The following is a 16,781-nucleotide window of genomic DNA, read 5'->3' on the forward strand; positions in this document are numbered from 1 at the left end:
AAGTTAGATTAATACTAAATATGGCTACAAAAAATAAAAAAGAAACAGTGAATACTGAAACAAAAAATTTAGCAAATTTAGTTATCCAAAAAATAGGTGACGAAAATTGTGATTTTGGTGTTTTGCAAAAGATGCAGAAGGCTTTTAGTACTGCAAGTAAGCAAAAACAAAGAGAAGCTTTTATAAGTTTGTTAGATAAAAAGCTTAATAAAGAGCAATTACATAAACTCAATCAAGCAATAATGGAAAATGCAAATGAATTAATGCCGGATAACGATCATAATTTCGTTTGTCGTACTCCTAATAATAAAGTTTTTCAAGAAATATTATTATTGGAAGCCAAACGCTCAGGTATGAAAGCAAAATTTAATGATAAAGGAGAATTACAATCTCTTGATGTAAAAGATATAACACAGGAAATATTAGATCACTATCGTGTTTTACAAGAAAAATTTTATCCCAAAAGAGATTCTAAAGATTTGATAGATAGTAGAATAGCTCAAAGTATTAATTTTTTATTATATGCTCCACTTTTCCGGGAATCAGATATATATACAAAATTAGGTTTAAAATCTGCTGAGATAGAGCGAGAAATACAAGATCCTAACGGTAAGTATGCTAAACAATTAGTAGATGCTAAAATAGGAACTAGTATAAATTTTAATACCAAAGAAAATTTAGAAAATAGAGCACATGCAGGAAAAGAAACTAAGATATCTTCAATAATTGAAAAAGCAATAACAAAACTCGAGAAAGACAAAAAAGTAAATATTGAAGATAAGAGACAAGGAGAAATAAAAAGGCATTTATCTAAATCCTTAGAAGGAGCTTCTGATTATATATTAACATTCAAAAAAAATGATTTAGTAGTTTAAATGTAATATATCAAGGATTAGATAAAAGACAAACTTGGTAGTCAAAGATTGTTAATTATATAGGTATAAAATCATATTCCATTTCTAAAGAAAATCTTGAGAAAATAGGCACAATAATAAATAGTGAAATGAAAAATTCTCATACTCCTTTAAAGATAGAAGTACAAGAACAGTTAAAACAAATCTCAAAAGAGTTAAATAGATTAAATAATTCGGCATTGCCGTTAGAGGCTAAAAAGGTTCAGGCAAAATCTAAAAAACCGCCTGTTCCTCCAAAACCTGAACACCTCAAAAAAAGAAATCATGGATTGTGATGATTTTATTGTGTGACTTGCAAAATACAGTTGTCATCCCGTGATTTATTCACGGGATCTAGCTTAAAATACTAATATTATTAGTATTTTTTATTGTTTTTATGGACCACGTGGTCAAGCCACGGGGTGACACAGTGGATTTTATTGATCCACACAAGCAAGCCTTTTGCGGGAATGACATTAATCCCTACAATAATTTATTACTTCCCATAATATTATAACCGCAATCTACATAATGGATTTCACCGGTAACACCTTTAGCTAATTCACTAAATAAATATACTGCTGCTCCTCCTACATCTTCTTGGGTAGTATTACGTTTTAACGGTGCGGTTGCAGCGTGAGATTTAAGCATAGTACTAAAATCACCTATTGCACTAGATGCTAAGGTTTTGATAGGTCCTGCCGAAATAGCATTTACCCTAATATTATTTTCTCCCATATCGTTTGCTAGATATTTTATACTAGCCTCAAGTGCAGCTTTGGCTACTCCCATAACGTTATAATTAGGTATAACTTTTTCAGCGCCGTAGTAAGTTAATGTCACAATGCTTCCGCCGTCATGCATTAAGGCTTCTGCGGACCTTGAGAGTTCTAAAAGAGAGTAACATGATATATGTAAAGAATTATGAAAATTTTCTAAGCTAGTATCAACATAACGTCCTTTTAATTCATTTTTATCGGCAAAAGCCATACCGTGAAGTAAGAAATCGAAGCTACCCCATTTCTCTTTTATATCATCAAATAAATTACTAATTGATTTTGGATTCGTAACATCAAGTTCGCTAACAAAATTACAACCTATTTCCTCAGCGAGTGGTTTAACTCGTTTTTCTAGTACTTCCGATTGATAAGTAAACCATAGCTCTGCTCCGTGTTTTTTAGCAAGCTGTGCAATCGCCCACGATATTGACATATTATTTGCAATACCTGTAATTAAGCCTTTTTTTCCTTGTAGTAATCCTGTAGTCATTTATTTACTCATTATATTAAAACTTGCTGAAATGATAGCATGATGTATTATTTTGTAAACAAATAATCGATAAAAATGTATAAACCTAAAATCATATGTTTACTGCTAGGGATATTAAGCGGTTTAGTTTTTGCTCCGACTTTCTTTATACCGGCATTATTAACGTTATCTTACTTATGTTATATAGTTCAAAAATCCGAAAATTGGCAAGAAGCCACAAAATTTGGTTATTTATTCGGTTTTGGGCATTTTTTAAGTGGAATATATTGGATAAGTATCGGTGTTAGTGTTTATATTACAGATTTTTGGTGGGCAATTCCTTTTGCGTTATTTGGACTACCTATAGTTTTAGCTTGCTTTATATCGGCAAGCTGCACGCTTAGTTTTTTTGCTAAAAATAATAAATATTACCAATTTATATTCTGTTTATGTTGGGTATTATTTGAATGGGTACGTTCGTGGATTTTTACCGGTCTTCCTTGGAATTTGATCGGTTATGCTTTTTCGTTTTCAGATATTTTAATACAGCCTTTAAGTATAATAGGGATATATGGGCTTAGTTTTATAGTTATATATATTTCTACATCAGCTTATCCTTTATTTAGCAAGCAATTTACTCAGTTAAAAATATTACTAGCTAGTTCAGTCCTAGTATTAACCGTAATTGTCATTTACGGAGCAGTAAGGCTAAGTAATAACCATACAAATTTCACTGATATAAAAGTACGATTAGTGCAACCTTCAATACCTCAAACCGAAAAATGGAATGAAGAAGAATTGTGGCATAATTTAATGCTACATATTAATTTGTCGGAAAATTTGGAACCTACCGATTTAATTATTTGGTCTGAGGCAGCATTAGTAGTACCTGATGATATACCGCAAGTTAAATCAAAATTATTAAAAATGCTAAATTCTACAAATGCTATTTTGATAACAGGAGGAATTTCGGATAATAAAAAACAAGGTGATGAGTTTGAACTTTACTCAGCTATGTATGCTCTTGATAAAAATAATCATAAATTATTTGAATACCATAAATCACATTTAGTACCTTTCGGTGAGTATATGCCCCTTAAAAAGATACTACCGTTTAAAAAATTAACTCATGGTTTAATTGATTATAAAGAAGGAAACGGAGGGCTTGTTTATCTTGAAAAATACAATCTTAAAATTAAACCTTTGATTTGTTATGAATCTATTTTTCCTGATTTTGTACGTACGAATAATGAAATAGCCGATGTAATAATTAATATTACAAATGATGCATGGTATGGTAAATCAAGCGGTCCATATCAGCATTTTCATATTAGTAGAAGTAGAGCTGTAGAGAACGGTTTACCTATGATTAGAGTAGCGAATAACGGTGTTTCAGCTATAGTAGATCCTTTTGGCAGAACAATAAAAAAACTGAATCTAAATGAAATAAATTATACCCAAGGTTTAATTCCTAAAAAACTAATCTCTCCCACTATATTCTCGCAATTCGGTAATTTTACTATTCTATTACTCATCGTTTTTATACTTTTAATTAATTATTTATTAGCCTTGATTCTTGATAACTAAAGGGTTTTAGCATTATTATATTAAATTTTTAATAAAGTTGCTTGATTAAATATAAAGTAATATATACTACATTTAAAGTTGAATAGACTTTATTAATAATTAAAGCTTATTGTTAAAATGAATGATTCAATAAAACATCCGGACAAACTCACAAGTGAATATTTAAAAGAACGACGTCTTGCTGTAGGTATTAGCCAAAAAGAATTAGGGCAAGCTTGAGATATTAGTGCTCTCCAAGTTAAAAAATATGAAGAAGGTTTAAGTAATATACCTATAAGTAGGTTATATGTTTTTGCAAAAGTTTTAAATACGCCTTTAAAATATTTCTTTAATAGTTCTGAAGAAGAAAAGTTAAAAGCTAACGATGAAAATACTCCTAATAATAAAATTGAATATCTATTCAAAGAAATAGAAAGTGATTTCTTAAATAATATTGCTGAAGAAGGGCAATATGAACATGGCGTCTCTTTTGATTATAAAGAATTATCAAGGACTATGGAAAGAGCACTTTTATCGTTAACTAGAGCATTTACTAGAGTACAAAATCCAAATATTAGAAAAATAATCATTGAACTTGTCAGATCAGTATCGATACCTTGTGAATAATATTTAAATTTTCATTGACTTAGCATTACCAAAGTATTAATTCTTGCTAAGGTTTAGTCAATTCTGAACCGTCAACAATTATTAAACATATTTTATTAAATATTATTAAATATATTGGAGGAAGTTTATGAGTAAAAGTAAGGCTATCGAAAATAACGGCATTAGTAATACCAATAGTCCAAACGGTAAATATATGGCTCCAAGACCGGAAGGAGTAAAACCTACCTGTGTAGTAATTACTTATTCTGTAAGCAAGGATATTAAGGCTGCTCGTGAAGTATTGGATGAGCGAGGTGCAAGTGTTCATTACATAATTGATAAGGATGGGACTCAAAAAGAATATCATAATGATTTAACAGATCAAGCTTTTTATGCGGGCAAGAGTAGTTGGAAAGGAGAAGTAGGTGTTAATAAGTTTGGTATTGGAGTCATGCTTATTAATGATGCAAAAAGTGATTTTCCTGAAGAGCAAATAGGGAAATTAAAAGAATTTCTTAAGGATGTAGCAGAAAGATATCCAGATTTAGATTTAAAACATGATTTAGTCGGTCTTGGTGAAGTAACTGTAAACCGAGAAGGAAATGCTCATATAGCTCCTGGATCAAAATTTCCTTGGAAAGAATTAGCTGAAGCTGGTTTTGGTAGATATTTTGAGACTACGCAAGAGCAAAAGAGTGAATTATTATTAAGTCTTGATAGTACTGGAGAAAAAGTTAATACTTTACAGAAAAATTTAAGAGAATATGGTTATGGAGTAGAATCCACAAGTACATTTGATCAATTTACTCAGCAAGCAGTTAGAGTATTTAATGATCGTTATGGTACAGGTTTACCAAACGAAGAGCCACCTGTAAGTTGGACTGAAGCAGGTCAAGATGTTCTATCGCAATTACTAGGACAAACGGTATTAGAACAAGCAGAAAATGCATAGTTTAAGAAATGAATTCCTTTTTCATTTTGCAAGCCTTGTGCATGGGTACTGAATCGTCATTAAGAGGATGAATGGTTTGTTTAGGTCATTCCTGTGTGGATCGACTCCACCCCTGTCATCCCGCGACTTGATCGCGGGATCCAGTTTAAAATACTAAAAATTTAATATTTTTAAGTTACTTTTATGGATACTGTGGTCAAGCCACGGTATGACACCAAATGCGTTTTTCGATCCACGCAACAATGTTATGCGGGGATGACCTCGAGTAGGTTTTTTGTAGCCGTGCAACAACCTTATGCAATAATAATGTTTCGCAAAAGCGGTCATGACATCGAAGTATAGGCTATCTCAAGTAATTCTTTTAGGCAATACTATTTATTGGTTATTGACATAATCTTAAAATGGTGCTAAACATTAAAAATTAAGAGGCTACCTGTAAATATTGATAAGATTTTTGAAAGAATATTACTTTATATTTCAAAAAAGTCTTACAATTTGCAGTAAAAAATAATTTAATTACCAATTAAAACTTATTTACAGGTAGTCTCTAAGGTAGAGCTTTCTTGACTATTAAGCTTCTAGTCAAAGCAAGGTAAGTTTTTTATCTTTACTTTATATTTCTACAGTTAAAAATATTTATGATATCTTTAAAGGTTAATAGTTTAATACAAAATTGGCGTTGGCGTAGATAATTTTTTGCGTTTATGTGTTTGCTATATGCAAATTTAAATTTTGATTATTAAATTATAACTTATAACAGGATATTAAAATGTTTATCTCTAATATTTTTCAAAAATTTTTTTCTTTTCTTTTTGTTTTATTCATCACAGCTGTAGTTTATGCGGATCAAAAAAAAGTAGCAGTCATTGTTCCACTTGAACATGCCGCAATGACTGAGATTATATCAGGAATTAAAGAGTCGCTAAAAGATATAGATGCAGAAATTATAGTTAAAAATGCTCATGCTGATTCTAATATTTTACTTGCCATTATAAAGCAAATAACAGATCAGGATATTGATGTAATAATTCCAATAGGCACGACAGCCAGCCAAACTGTTATTTCTCATATAACAAATAAACCGATTGTTTGTGCTGCTGCTATGATTAATAGTAAAAACCTACCTTTAGTTACCGGTGTTAACGATGAGATAAAAATCACTGACACCATTAGTAAATTACCTTTTTTACAGAATATCACTTTGATTTATAGCAGTAGCGAGAAAGTTATACCTGAAGTAGAAATGTTAAAATTATATGCTGGAAAAAACAATATTTCTTTGCACACGGTAATGATACAAAATTTCAATGATATACCTGTGGCTGTAAAAAATGCTCCTGAAAATACGCAGAGTTTTATAATTTTGAAAGATCATTTAATAGTCAGTGGGATTAATATTTTAAAGCAAGAAGCATTTAAACGCCGTATTCCGATAATTGCTTCCGATGAAGGTTCGGTAATGAGCGGGGCAACTATTGCGGTAGGAGTACAAGAGAAGCAAATAGGCGTAGAAGCAGGTTTAATGGCAAAAAAAATCTTACAAGGAATAGAACCGAAAGATATTCCATTTGGGGATATGAAAGACTTAACTTTATTTATTAACCTTAAATCATTTGTTAAACAAGATATTCTTACTAAAGAAAATTTATCCGTACTTCCTTTCACGCGTCAAGAATTTGAAGAGTAGTAACATGAACATTTTAGTTACTGCTCTTGAGCAATCCTTAATAATGCTGCCGCTTATTTTAGGGATGTATATAAGTTATCGGATTCTCAAAATTACCGATCTTACCGTAGACGGTACTTATGTACTTGGTGCGGCAGTGTTTGCCCGCAGCCTTTCATTTGGGTTATTTCCTGCATTAATATTTGCCGTAATAGCAGGTGGAATTATAGGCAGTATAGTTAGTTTTATGCAGAAGAATAACCGCATTAACGGGCTTATAGCCGGAATACTTGCAAGTTTTATGCTTTATTCGGTTAACTTACAAATTATGCAGCGTCCTAATATATCGGTTCTTGGTATGCCGACTCTATTATCTATATTAGATCTCAAAAATTGGTTAATACCTTTAGTAATAATCAATTGTCTTATTATATGTTCAGTTATAATTTTATTAAAAGGTAAGCTCGGTTTATTTCTTCGTGCTTTTGGTTTTAATAAAGATTTATTGATTAATTTAGGAAAACCTACCGAGCTTTACCGTACTATCGGTCTTAGCATAAGTAATTGTTTGGCTGCTTTAACCGGTACTTTATCTGCACAAGTAAATGGTTTTGCCGATATTCATATGGGTTTCGGGGTGGCACTAGTCGGTCTCGGTGCGATTGTTATAGGGCGTCATATTTTAATCCATGCTAATAATTTTAATGCGTTTAAAGAGATATTTTCTTGTTTGATAGGTATATTATTTTACTTTATTGCTTTGGGCGTTTTACTCCGAATTGACATCGATCCCATAAATCTTAAGCTTATTTTAGGGATAGTATTGTTTATTTCGTTGAGTTCTGTAAAAAGAGAGGTTTTATGAAACCTTATTTATATGCAGCAAATATACAGTTCAAAGTTAAAGAAAGAACCGAACCTATAATTGCTGAAACTACTTTAAATATTGCTAAAGAAGAGTTTGTTGTAATATTGGGTCATAACGGTAGCGGTAAGTCTACTTTAGCTAAAATACTTGCCGGCTATTTAAAACCTACTAGTGGGAAAGTGTTTCTAGATCAAGTCAGAATCGATAAAATACCTAAAGGACAAAAAGCTTCTACATTAGTTACATTAACACAAAAAGCTGAAGAGAGGCTATTTACCGAGCTAACCCTTGAAGAAAATATCATTTTGTGGGAAAGTAGATTCTCTAGTAATGAACGGTTAACAAGTAGCGAGTTGTTAAGGCTTACAGGTTCGCCTAAACGCTTTTTGCCTTTACTTTCACAGCCATTAGGTAAATTTTCCGGCGGAGAAAAGCAGATTATACTGCTAGCACTTAGCATAGCTCATCCACCTAAAGTATTATTTCTAGACGAACATACGGCAAATTTAGATCCAAAAGCTTCTTTGGAAGTGATGAAAAAAACAGCAGAGATTATAGAGAAACATAAGATAACTTCCGTTATGATCACGCATAATTTAGAAGATGCCGTAAATTATGGCAAAAGGCTTATAGTCTTAGATAGTGGTAAGGTAGTACTAGACTACCTAAAACCACCGGGTTTTTCTTTAAAAGAACTTAAAGAGATTTTAAATTAGAATTGAATATCTGCACCTATCTGTTCGGCTAATTCAGTACCGAAAGAATATTCACAAATATAATCTATTAACTCACTTTTTACATTCTCGCTAGTAGTCTGATAAAGAAGCACGAAATTAATAATATCATCCTTATTTTCCCTATTGTGAAGGCGTGTCTTAACTTTAGCCGATAACTTTTCTTCTGTTGAAGTTGATGGAACCGGTACTACTATAGGGGTTGCTACAGGAGTAACTAATGCTGGAGCTGCTACAGGATTATTATCATTAACATTATAATTTAAAACTTTTTCTATTAACTCTGCTCTTGTATCTTCATTAATACTAATCTCAATTAATGTATTAATAATGCCATCTTTATCTTCACCGTTTTTAAGACGTTATCCGGTAAATCATAATTATAATCATTAACATCCATGTCTTTATAATTGTTGGCTGATTTTGCACCCAAGTATTTTTGTATGGTGTTAATTTTTAATTGCTCATTAATATGAGAATTATATTTTTTAAGCATAAACTATCTTTTCTTTATCAACACCTATCTTTACAAGTCCTGCTATACTGTGATCGAATGGATTACGCAATAGAACGCCTTGTCCTATATCAGCACCTTTAGATATTAACTTCTCAAGTAACCATTTATCTCTTGATGTTAGTGCGTGATTAAAAATTGACTCACCACACGCATTAATGTTAAGATTAACGTTGTTATTTAAAAAGAAGTCCAGTAACGTTTTATTTTGACCTGATTCATGCTTTAGTAGCAAATAGAAAAAAGGTGTGCTGCCATAATTGTCTACTGTATCAATTTCACTGCCGGGTTGTAATAAAATTTTAGCTATTTCTTTAGTGCTTGCATAAAATAATGCCGTATTTCCTTTTTCATCCTTAGCATTGACATCATGACCTTGCTCAATTAATTCTTGCTTTTCAATTGGTGTGATGGTTTGACTTTGCATTATGCTTGTTAAAGGAGTGAAACCAAAATTAGCATCAGCACCATTTTTAAGTAAAAGCTCGGCAGCCTTAATATTTTCATCAAATACTGAAGAATATAAAGGAGTAAAGCCGTAATGATTTTTTATTTCTAAATCAGTATTAGTGGCATTTTGAAGTAAAAATTCCATTTTATCTATAGAATTAAATGATATGAGTTTATGTAAAATCGTTTGTCCGTAATTATCCTTAATATTAGGACTAGCATTATGTTCAAGTAATAATTTAGCTCTGTCCTAAATAATGTATGGTGTAATGCTGTTTCTCCACGTGTATTTTTGTGTTCGTCAAGATTAACGCCTTTTTTTAATAAAGCTTGAACTTCGCTAAGCTCACCAAAAGCGAGTGTTGCGAATAGATTATTTTCATGATCATTCATCATAGTTTTTTCTCTTTTTTAAATTAGTTGAAATTATTATTTTTATACAATTCCTAACTAATTCTTAAAAAATTGAAATATATAAAAATATTGGAATTGTCATTATACACAATATTTTTAATTTTTGCAAGTTAATAGTTAATTTTTTAACTATTTATTAGATTTTGGATAAAACCAAACGAGGAGTAAACAGATTAGAAGACCGATATTTAAGAGTAGATTATACTCTGTCATAGAAATACCAAAGATTTTGATGGTGGGTTTCGTGCAGGACGTGATTGGCTGCGAGTAGAACATTTGTTTGATGTGTTGTATAGACAAGCCTTTCGGGATACGAATCATTGATGAACAAAGAGCACTTGGTTGTACTATGCCTCTTTCTACGAAGTGATGATAGGTTGATAATATGCAAGAGCTAAGGATAGTTAGGAGAATGAATATTAAAGTATACTTACTTAACTGTCGGATGATTAAAGCAGTTAAGCAAATTTTGATTAGGGTTAAATAGGGAAATCGTTCGTAAACGCATAAAGGACAGGGTGTATAATGGAATATATATTCAGCAATATAAGCGGTAGCAAGTGCTATTATAGAAATTGCAATCAGTCCTAAATGTAGAACTTTATAGCTATCTTTTCTGATATAATTTATAATAGTATTAAATGGCATGGTTTTTTGTTCTTAATGTCATTGCGAGCGACTGCCAGGAGAGTGGCAATCTCAGGAAGTTTGATGAGACCACCACGTCGCTTCGCTCCTCGCAATGACGGTGTTTAATTTGGTATTTTACAAATAAATAAATTTAGTATATTGTCACTAATTATTAATTAAAGTGCAAGAAAAATAAATGTCAGAAATTTGGGAAGATGCTATTAAGTCAAACGCGTGGCCTTTTGTTGAGGCTAAGAAGATATTAGACAGCTTAAATGGTAAAATTCCTGAGAAGGGGTATGTATTATTTGAAACGGGTTACGGTCCTTCAGGTTTACCTCATATCGGTACTTTTGGTGAAAATGCCCGTATGGTGATGGTACAGAAAGCATTTGAGCAATTATCCAATATGCCGACTAAACTAATTTGCTTTTCCGATGATATGGACGGGCTTCGTAAAGTACCTAGCAATATCCCAAATCCTGAAATGGTGGCACAGTATATAGATATGCCGCTTACTTCTATCCCTGATACATTCGGTGAATGTGAAAGTTATGGGCATTATATGAATGCAAAGCTTCGCTCATTCCTTGATAAATTCGGCTTTGAGTATGAATTTTATAGCAGTACTAACTGTTATAAAGCTGGTATGTTTGATGGGATGCTGATAATGGTGCTTGAGAAATATGACGAGATAATGGAGCTAATGCTACCGACTTTTAGAGAAGAGCGCAAGGCTACCTATTCACCTTTCATGCCTATATGTCCGAAAACAGGTAAGGTACTGCAAGTACCTATAGAGAAATGGGATGCTAAAGCAGGCACTGTAACGTATAAAGACGAAGCCGGTAATTATATGGAAGTACCGGTAACGGGGGGGCATTGCAAATTACAGTGGAAGCCGGATTTTGGTATGCGTTGGGCTGCGCTTAAAGTCGATTATGAGATGTACGGCAAAGACCATTTGGCAAATGCTCGTCTTTATTCGGAAATTTGCCGAATCCTAGGAGGAAAGCCGCCGGTGCAGTTATGTTATGAGTTATTCTTAGATGAAAACGGTGAGAAAATATCAAAATCAAAAGGTAATAGTATTAGCGTTGATGATTGGCTTAAATATGCTCCTGTTGAAAGTATGGCGTTATTTATGTATCAAAATCCGACTAGAGCTAAGCGTTTGTTTTTTGATGTAATTCCTAAAAATGTTGATGAATATATTACTTTTAACCAGAAATATCATTTAGAAGAGGATAGGGTAAAGCGTTTTGCAAATCCCGTTTATCACATCCATCACGGAAATGTACCGAAAATTGAGACTTTTGGAATTACCTATTCGTTGCTTTTAAATCTTACTTCTGTGTGTAATCCTTCGGATAAATCGGTGCTTTGGGGATTTATTAGCAAATATGAGCCAAAAGCAACTCCAAATACTAGCCCTTATCTTGACCATTTAGCGGAATTTGCTATAAGATATTATAATGACTTTATTAAAGCACATAAATCATATTTATCTCCTTCTGAAAAGCATAAGGTTATTTTGCAGGATATATTAGATATGTTATCTGATATAGCTGATCAAACCGAAGCTGAAGCAATTCAGAAAGCAATATATGATATAGGAATGAAAGCAGGATATGAAAATCTGCGTGATTACTTCAAAGATTTATATCAAATATTGTTTGGACAGAATGAAGGTCCAAGACTTGGGACTTTTATAAAGCTTTACGGGGTGCAGGAAATGAAAAAGCTGGTTGAAGGGCAGTTGTAGCCTATATGTCATGCCAGCATGGGTATCTAAGCGTCATTGCGAATGAACGAAGTAAGAGTAGCAATCTCAGGAAGTTTGACTAGATTGCCACGTTGCTTCGCTCCTCGCAATGACGTTAAAATAAAAACTATTAACAAATGAATGAAATTTTTTGTAGTACGTTACCTATTTTTTTAATTACGCTGCTTGGTAGTATTATCAAAAATAAATGGTTAACTTCAGAAGAATTTTGGCGTGGTATTGAGAAATTATCGTATTTTGTACTATTTCCTGCCATGCTGTTTAATTACGTATCTACTGCCGATTTAAGCGTTGCATCCATAATTAAATTATTAGTGTCTCTTATTATATCCACTATTCTTGTATCAATCGGTCTTATAATTTACCAAAAAAAATACAACATAGATAAAGTCCAATTTACTTCCATTTTTCAAGGATCGATTCGTTATAATAGCTACATTTTTTTTGGGGTAAGTAGTCCCTTGCTTGGCCCTAGCGGGCTTTCAATCGTTGCCGTTATTTCTTCTTATATGATTATTTTTACCAATATTTTATCGGTAATGATTTTTGCTTATTATATCCCTAATAAATCCGTTACTAATACTATTAGAACTAGTTTTGTTTTAATGATGAAATTAATTGTGCGTAATCCGTTAATTATCGCAAGTTTAGTAGGATTCGTTTTTAATTACTCAAATCTTGAATTACATTTAGGGCTTAAGAAAACATTAGATAGCCTTTCTAATGCCGCTTTAGCTATCGGTATGCTAAATGTTGGGGCAGGGCTTAATTTTACTATTAGACAAGAGCTTTTACATAATGTAATGTTTACAAGCTTTGTTAAATTAGTTGCATTTCCTCTAGTTAGTGTAGTAGTACTATGGTTAATGTCTATTGACGGATTAGATAGATCGGTAGGAATATTATATAGCGGCCTTCCATGTGCGAGTACGGCTTATGTTTTATCTCGTCAACTTGGCGGTGATCCTGATTCTATGGCGTCGATTATAACATTTACTACTTTTTTCTCGGTAGTTACTATATCAATTATTATGTATATAATGGGGTGAATTTACCACGTCATTGCGAGCGACTGAAAGGAGCGTGGCAATCTCAGGAATGTTGCCTGAGATTGCTTCGTCGACGCCTATTGCGTCTGCTTGCAATGACGAAAACCAAAACAAACAAATAAAACAGGAATTTCTAAAATGGATGAAATGAATAAAATAAATTATGCTGAGGCCCTTGAATATCATAAAAAAGATAAGCCTGGTAAGATCGCTATTTCTGCAACAAAGTCTTTAGTTACTCAGCAAGATTTATCACTTGCTTATTCCCCAGGGGTTGCGGCTCCTTGCCTTGAAATTGCTAAAAATTTAGAGGATGTATATAAATATACTGCTCGCGGTAATTTAGTTGCCGTAATCTCTAACGGTACTGCCGTACTTGGGCTTGGTAATTTAGGAGCTGCCGCTTCAAAACCGGTGATGGAAGGTAAAGCGGTACTATTCAAAAAATTTGCTGATATTGATGCAATTGACTTGGAAGTGAATACGGAAAACCCTGAAGAATTTATTAATGCCGTGAAGTATCTCAGTTATAGTTTTGGGGGTATTAATCTTGAAGATATTAAAGCTCCGGAATGTTTTATTATAGAAGAAAAATTAAAATCTTTAATGGATATACCGGTCTTTCATGACGATCAGCATGGAACGGCGATTATTACCGCCGCAGGGCTAATAAATGCTGCGTATCTTACTAATCGCAATCTTGAAGATTTAAAAATCGTAGTTAACGGAGCAGGTGCAGCAGCTATTGCTTGCATTGATTTATTAATTGCTCTTGGAGCCGATAAATCAAAGATTATTGTATGTGATACTAAAGGCGTTGTTTACAAAGGACGCCTAGAAGGTATGAATAAATGGAAAGAGCTATATGCAAGTGACACCAAGTTTAGAACTTTAGCGGAAAGCTTAAATAACGCTGATGTATTTATAGGGTTATCGGTAAAAGGGGCAGTAACTAAAGATATGGTGAGTAGAATGGCAAGTAATCCGATTATTTTTGCTATGGCTAACCCTGATCCGGAAATTACTCCGGAAGATATAAAACTTGTGCGCGATGATGCGATTATAGCAACAGGGCGCTCTGATTATAATAATCAGATTAATAATGTTATGGGATTTCCTTATATTTTTAGAGGAGCATTAGATGTAAGAGCTAAGACTATTAATACGGAAATGAAAATAGCTGCAGCAAAAGCCATTGCAGATTTAGCCCGTAGACCTGTACCGGAAGAGGTGTATAAAGCTTACTCAGGGCGTAAGATGGTTTTTGGTAAGGAATATATCATTCCCGTACCGTTTGATCCTCGTTTAATTATCGTAGTAGCAGCGGCGGTTGCCGTTGCTGCAATAGAAAGCGGCGTTGCTAGGGTTAAAGATTTTAGTATAGGTAAATATAAGAAAGAATTAGGTAGCAGATTAAATCCTACTGCTAACTATATGAATTTCTTAGCTGAAAAAATTCATAATGCACCGCTTAAACGGATTGTTTTTGCTGAAGGTGAAGAAGAAGAAGTAATTTCTGCCGCTCTTATGATGCGAGACAAGAAATACGGTCATCCGATTATAATTGGTCGTGTTGAACGAATTGAGGCTACGTTAAAAAAGATAGGTCAAGATATTAGCTTAGACGGAATTCAAATAATGAATGCGGCCTTAAGCGATAGTTTAGAGAAATATACTGATTATTTATATAAAAGACTTCAGAGAAAAGGTTATTTATACCGTGATTGTGCAAAGCTTGTTAAAACTGATAAGAATATTTTCGCTGCTTGTATGTTAGCATGCGGTGACGGTGATGCTCTTTTAACCGGTGTTACGAAAAGTTATATCGATAGTTTAGAAGATATCATGAAAGTCATTTCACCAAAAACTAATCGTAGCATCCTTGGCTATTCAATTATGATTGCTAAAGATAATAATATTATTATTGCCGATAATTGTATTACAGAATATCCAAACAGCTGGGAACTTGCACAAATAGCAACCCAAACTGCAGAAATTGCTAAAAATATGGGAATCACTCCTCGTGTTGCACTTCTTTCTTTTTCAACATTCGGTAATTCTTCTAAGGCAAAAACAGCTCGTATTCGTGAAGCAGTAAATATACTAGATAATTTTAGCAAAGACAAAGAAGAGCTGAGCGGCATGAAGGTAGATTTTGAATATGACGGAGAGATGTCGGTTAAAGTGGCTTTAGATGGTGATTTACGTAAATTATATAAATTTTGTAGATTATCAGGATCTGCAAATGTATTAATTATGCCTGGTTTAAATTCAGCTGCTATTTCTACTGAGTTGTTACAAGAATTTTCGTCAAACAGCTTTATAGGTCCTATAACAAACGGTTTTGAAAAACCCGTTCAAATACTTCAAGCTACAGCAACAGCTAATGAAATACTAAAAATAGCAACTTTTGCTTGCGTTGAAGCTATAAAAGAGGTTTAATATATATTTAAAATCAATTAACTTGTGAGAGGTAAAATGGCGCCGATTATAGAACTTCATAAAAATATACAAGAAATTACAAAAGATTTACGAAAACATGATCCTCAAATACCTGATACCAGTAAAAAACCGTTAGCTTCTAGAGAAAATTTTGAAGATCTAATACATTCTGATTTAGGAAAGCCTGTACGCAATAAACCGCTTTCTTTTGATGAAGAGTTAAAGAAAAAAGTTCAAAGCAGACAAGTAAAGGATTCTTTCGAGCGGCAAACAAAGAGTACAGAAGAAAAAATAGATAATTATGCAAAACGTATAGAAGAATTAAAGCAAAAACAGAAAGAACTAGAAGAGAGGCAAAAGGGGCTTGAAGAAAAAAAAGCTAATTCTAATATTACTAGAGAAGCAAGATGGAAAATCGCTGCAGAATTAGAAGCTATTAATAATCAATTTAAGGCTATAGAAAAAGAACATAATACTATTAATAGTGCTTCCGATAGAGAAAAAAAGTTTGATAATAAAAATAAACACTTAACTTCTACAAAAAGAGAGCCGGTAGCTGCAGATTTACAGCAACAAGGAGCATTAGCAGCTATAAAACGTATGAAAGAAGAGAAGATAAAGCAGCAGCAAGCAGAAGCTGTTAATCAATCTTCAAAAAATACTCCAACTATGCCTAGTGGTACTATACCGATGCCGCCTCCAATGCCTGGAAGCGGTATTCCTATTCCCCCATCGCCTCCACCACCACCTATATCAATTCCAAAAACTATAAAAAAAGAGGCAAAGGATGTTGGTAGACAAATGCCTCAAGGAGGAGATAAGCATAAAGAAGAACTAGCAAAAGCTATGAAAGCACGAAGAGAAAAAATAGAAAAGCAAAACTTAGGAATATGAAGGTAATTATTATAGTATCATAATGGCTCTTTTTTCAAATTTTATCATAAAATGAGCTGTTAGTCTCTA

General features: G+C 32.9%; 12 protein-coding genes and 2 pseudogenes. 10 read left to right on the forward strand and 4 right to left on the reverse strand.

Annotation, left to right across the window (positions count from 1 at the left end):
- Positions 1 to 20: 20 nt before the first annotated feature.
- A pseudogene (locus tag MCI_RS06485) lies at positions 21 to 1,189 on the forward strand (DUF5410 family protein).
- A 187-nt stretch (positions 1,190 to 1,376) separates the two neighbouring features.
- Here MCI_RS06485 and fabI read toward each other — a convergent pair.
- Entirely contained in the window at positions 1,377 to 2,162 is a 786-nt protein-coding gene (gene fabI, locus MCI_RS06490) for an enoyl-ACP reductase FabI (RefSeq protein ID WP_014410175.1), read from the reverse strand.
- 75 nt (positions 2,163 to 2,237) lie between these two features.
- Between fabI and lnt the strand changes: the two genes are divergently transcribed.
- The 5 genes from lnt to MCI_RS06520 all read left to right on the forward strand — a co-directional run bounded on the left by lnt (position 2,238) and on the right by MCI_RS06520 (position 8,515).
- Positions 2,238 to 3,728 carry an apolipoprotein N-acyltransferase gene (gene lnt, locus MCI_RS06495; protein WP_014410176.1) on the forward strand — a complete coding sequence of 497 codons (1,491 nt, stop codon included), beginning with the start codon at positions 2,238 to 2,240 and terminating at the stop codon, positions 3,726 to 3,728.
- Between the two features lie 733 nt (positions 3,729 to 4,461).
- On the forward strand, positions 4,462 to 5,265 hold the full coding sequence (locus MCI_RS06505; RefSeq protein WP_014410179.1) for an N-acetylmuramoyl-L-alanine amidase: 804 nt from the start codon (positions 4,462 to 4,464) through the stop codon (positions 5,263 to 5,265).
- 769 nt (positions 5,266 to 6,034) lie between these two features.
- Entirely contained in the window at positions 6,035 to 6,952 is a 918-nt protein-coding gene (locus MCI_RS06510) for an ABC transporter substrate binding protein (RefSeq protein WP_014410180.1), read from the forward strand.
- A gap of 4 nt (positions 6,953 to 6,956) precedes the next feature.
- Positions 6,957 to 7,796, forward strand: a complete 840-nt coding sequence (locus MCI_RS06515) for an ABC transporter permease (protein ID WP_014410181.1) — start codon at positions 6,957 to 6,959, stop codon at positions 7,794 to 7,796.
- Positions 7,793 to 8,515 carry an ATP-binding cassette domain-containing protein gene (locus tag MCI_RS06520; RefSeq protein WP_014410182.1) on the forward strand — a complete coding sequence of 241 codons (723 nt, stop codon included), beginning with the start codon at positions 7,793 to 7,795 and terminating at the stop codon, positions 8,513 to 8,515. The genes MCI_RS06515 and MCI_RS06520 overlap by 4 nt, the downstream gene beginning before the upstream one ends.
- Positions 8,516 to 8,594: 79 nt before the next feature.
- Here the strand turns inward: MCI_RS06520 and MCI_RS06525 are convergent.
- From MCI_RS06525 to MCI_RS08130, 3 genes and pseudogenes are all read right to left on the reverse strand, one after another.
- Positions 8,595 to 8,966, reverse strand: a pseudogene (locus tag MCI_RS06525) (hypothetical protein).
- Positions 8,967 to 9,021: 55 nt separating this feature from the next.
- Positions 9,022 to 9,705 (reverse strand): ankyrin repeat domain-containing protein, encoded by a 684-nt coding sequence (locus MCI_RS06530; protein WP_083837145.1) that lies wholly within the window; start codon positions 9,703 to 9,705, stop codon positions 9,022 to 9,024.
- Positions 9,706 to 10,040: 335 nt separating this feature from the next.
- Complete coding sequence (locus tag MCI_RS08130; protein WP_014410186.1) at positions 10,041 to 10,559, reverse strand: disulfide bond formation protein B; 519 nt, start codon at positions 10,557 to 10,559, stop codon at positions 10,041 to 10,043.
- Positions 10,560 to 10,737: 178 nt separating this feature from the next.
- On the opposite strand from MCI_RS08130, the gene MCI_RS06540 reads away from it, so the two are divergent.
- From MCI_RS06540 to MCI_RS10155, 4 genes are all read left to right on the forward strand, one after another.
- Complete coding sequence (locus tag MCI_RS06540) at positions 10,738 to 12,306, forward strand: lysine--tRNA ligase (protein ID WP_014410187.1); 1,569 nt, start codon at positions 10,738 to 10,740, stop codon at positions 12,304 to 12,306.
- A 137-nt stretch (positions 12,307 to 12,443) separates the two neighbouring features.
- Positions 12,444 to 13,376 carry an AEC family transporter gene (locus MCI_RS06545; protein WP_014410188.1) on the forward strand — a complete coding sequence of 311 codons (933 nt, stop codon included), beginning with the start codon at positions 12,444 to 12,446 and terminating at the stop codon, positions 13,374 to 13,376.
- A 138-nt stretch (positions 13,377 to 13,514) separates the two neighbouring features.
- Positions 13,515 to 15,818, forward strand: coding sequence for an NADP-dependent malic enzyme (locus MCI_RS06550; RefSeq protein ID WP_014410189.1), 2,304 nt, complete (start codon positions 13,515 to 13,517; stop codon positions 15,816 to 15,818).
- A 36-nt stretch (positions 15,819 to 15,854) separates the two neighbouring features.
- Positions 15,855 to 16,712, forward strand: coding sequence for a hypothetical protein (locus MCI_RS10155; RefSeq protein WP_014410190.1), 858 nt, complete (start codon positions 15,855 to 15,857; stop codon positions 16,710 to 16,712).
- Positions 16,713 to 16,781: the final 69 nt, after the last annotated feature.

The sequence above is a fragment of the Rickettsia montanensis str. OSU 85-930 genome (genome assembly GCF_000284175.1).
In the GTDB taxonomy this organism is placed as follows: Bacteria; Pseudomonadota; Alphaproteobacteria; order Rickettsiales; family Rickettsiaceae; genus Rickettsia; species Rickettsia rickettsii.

Bases quoted from the DNA above. Each gene is read 5' to 3' on its own strand.
- fabI (WP_014410175.1), bottom strand. From the start codon at position 2,162: ATGACTACAGGATTACTACAAGGAAAAAAAGGCTTAATTACAGGTATT.
- lnt (WP_014410176.1), top strand. From the start codon at position 2,238: ATGTATAAACCTAAAATCATATGTTTACTGCTAGGGATATTAAGCGGT.
- MCI_RS06505 (WP_014410179.1), top strand. From the start codon at position 4,462: ATGAGTAAAAGTAAGGCTATCGAAAATAACGGCATTAGTAATACCAAT.
- MCI_RS06510 (WP_014410180.1), top strand. From the start codon at position 6,035: ATGTTTATCTCTAATATTTTTCAAAAATTTTTTTCTTTTCTTTTTGTT.
- MCI_RS06515 (WP_014410181.1), top strand. From the start codon at position 6,957: ATGAACATTTTAGTTACTGCTCTTGAGCAATCCTTAATAATGCTGCCG.
- MCI_RS06520 (WP_014410182.1), top strand. From the start codon at position 7,793: ATGAAACCTTATTTATATGCAGCAAATATACAGTTCAAAGTTAAAGAA.
- MCI_RS08130 (WP_014410186.1), bottom strand. From the start codon at position 10,559: ATGCCATTTAATACTATTATAAATTATATCAGAAAAGATAGCTATAAA.
- MCI_RS06540 (WP_014410187.1), top strand. From the start codon at position 10,738: ATGTCAGAAATTTGGGAAGATGCTATTAAGTCAAACGCGTGGCCTTTT.
- MCI_RS06545 (WP_014410188.1), top strand. From the start codon at position 12,444: ATGAATGAAATTTTTTGTAGTACGTTACCTATTTTTTTAATTACGCTG.
- MCI_RS06550 (WP_014410189.1), top strand. From the start codon at position 13,515: ATGGATGAAATGAATAAAATAAATTATGCTGAGGCCCTTGAATATCAT.
- MCI_RS10155 (WP_014410190.1), top strand. From the start codon at position 15,855: ATGGCGCCGATTATAGAACTTCATAAAAATATACAAGAAATTACAAAA.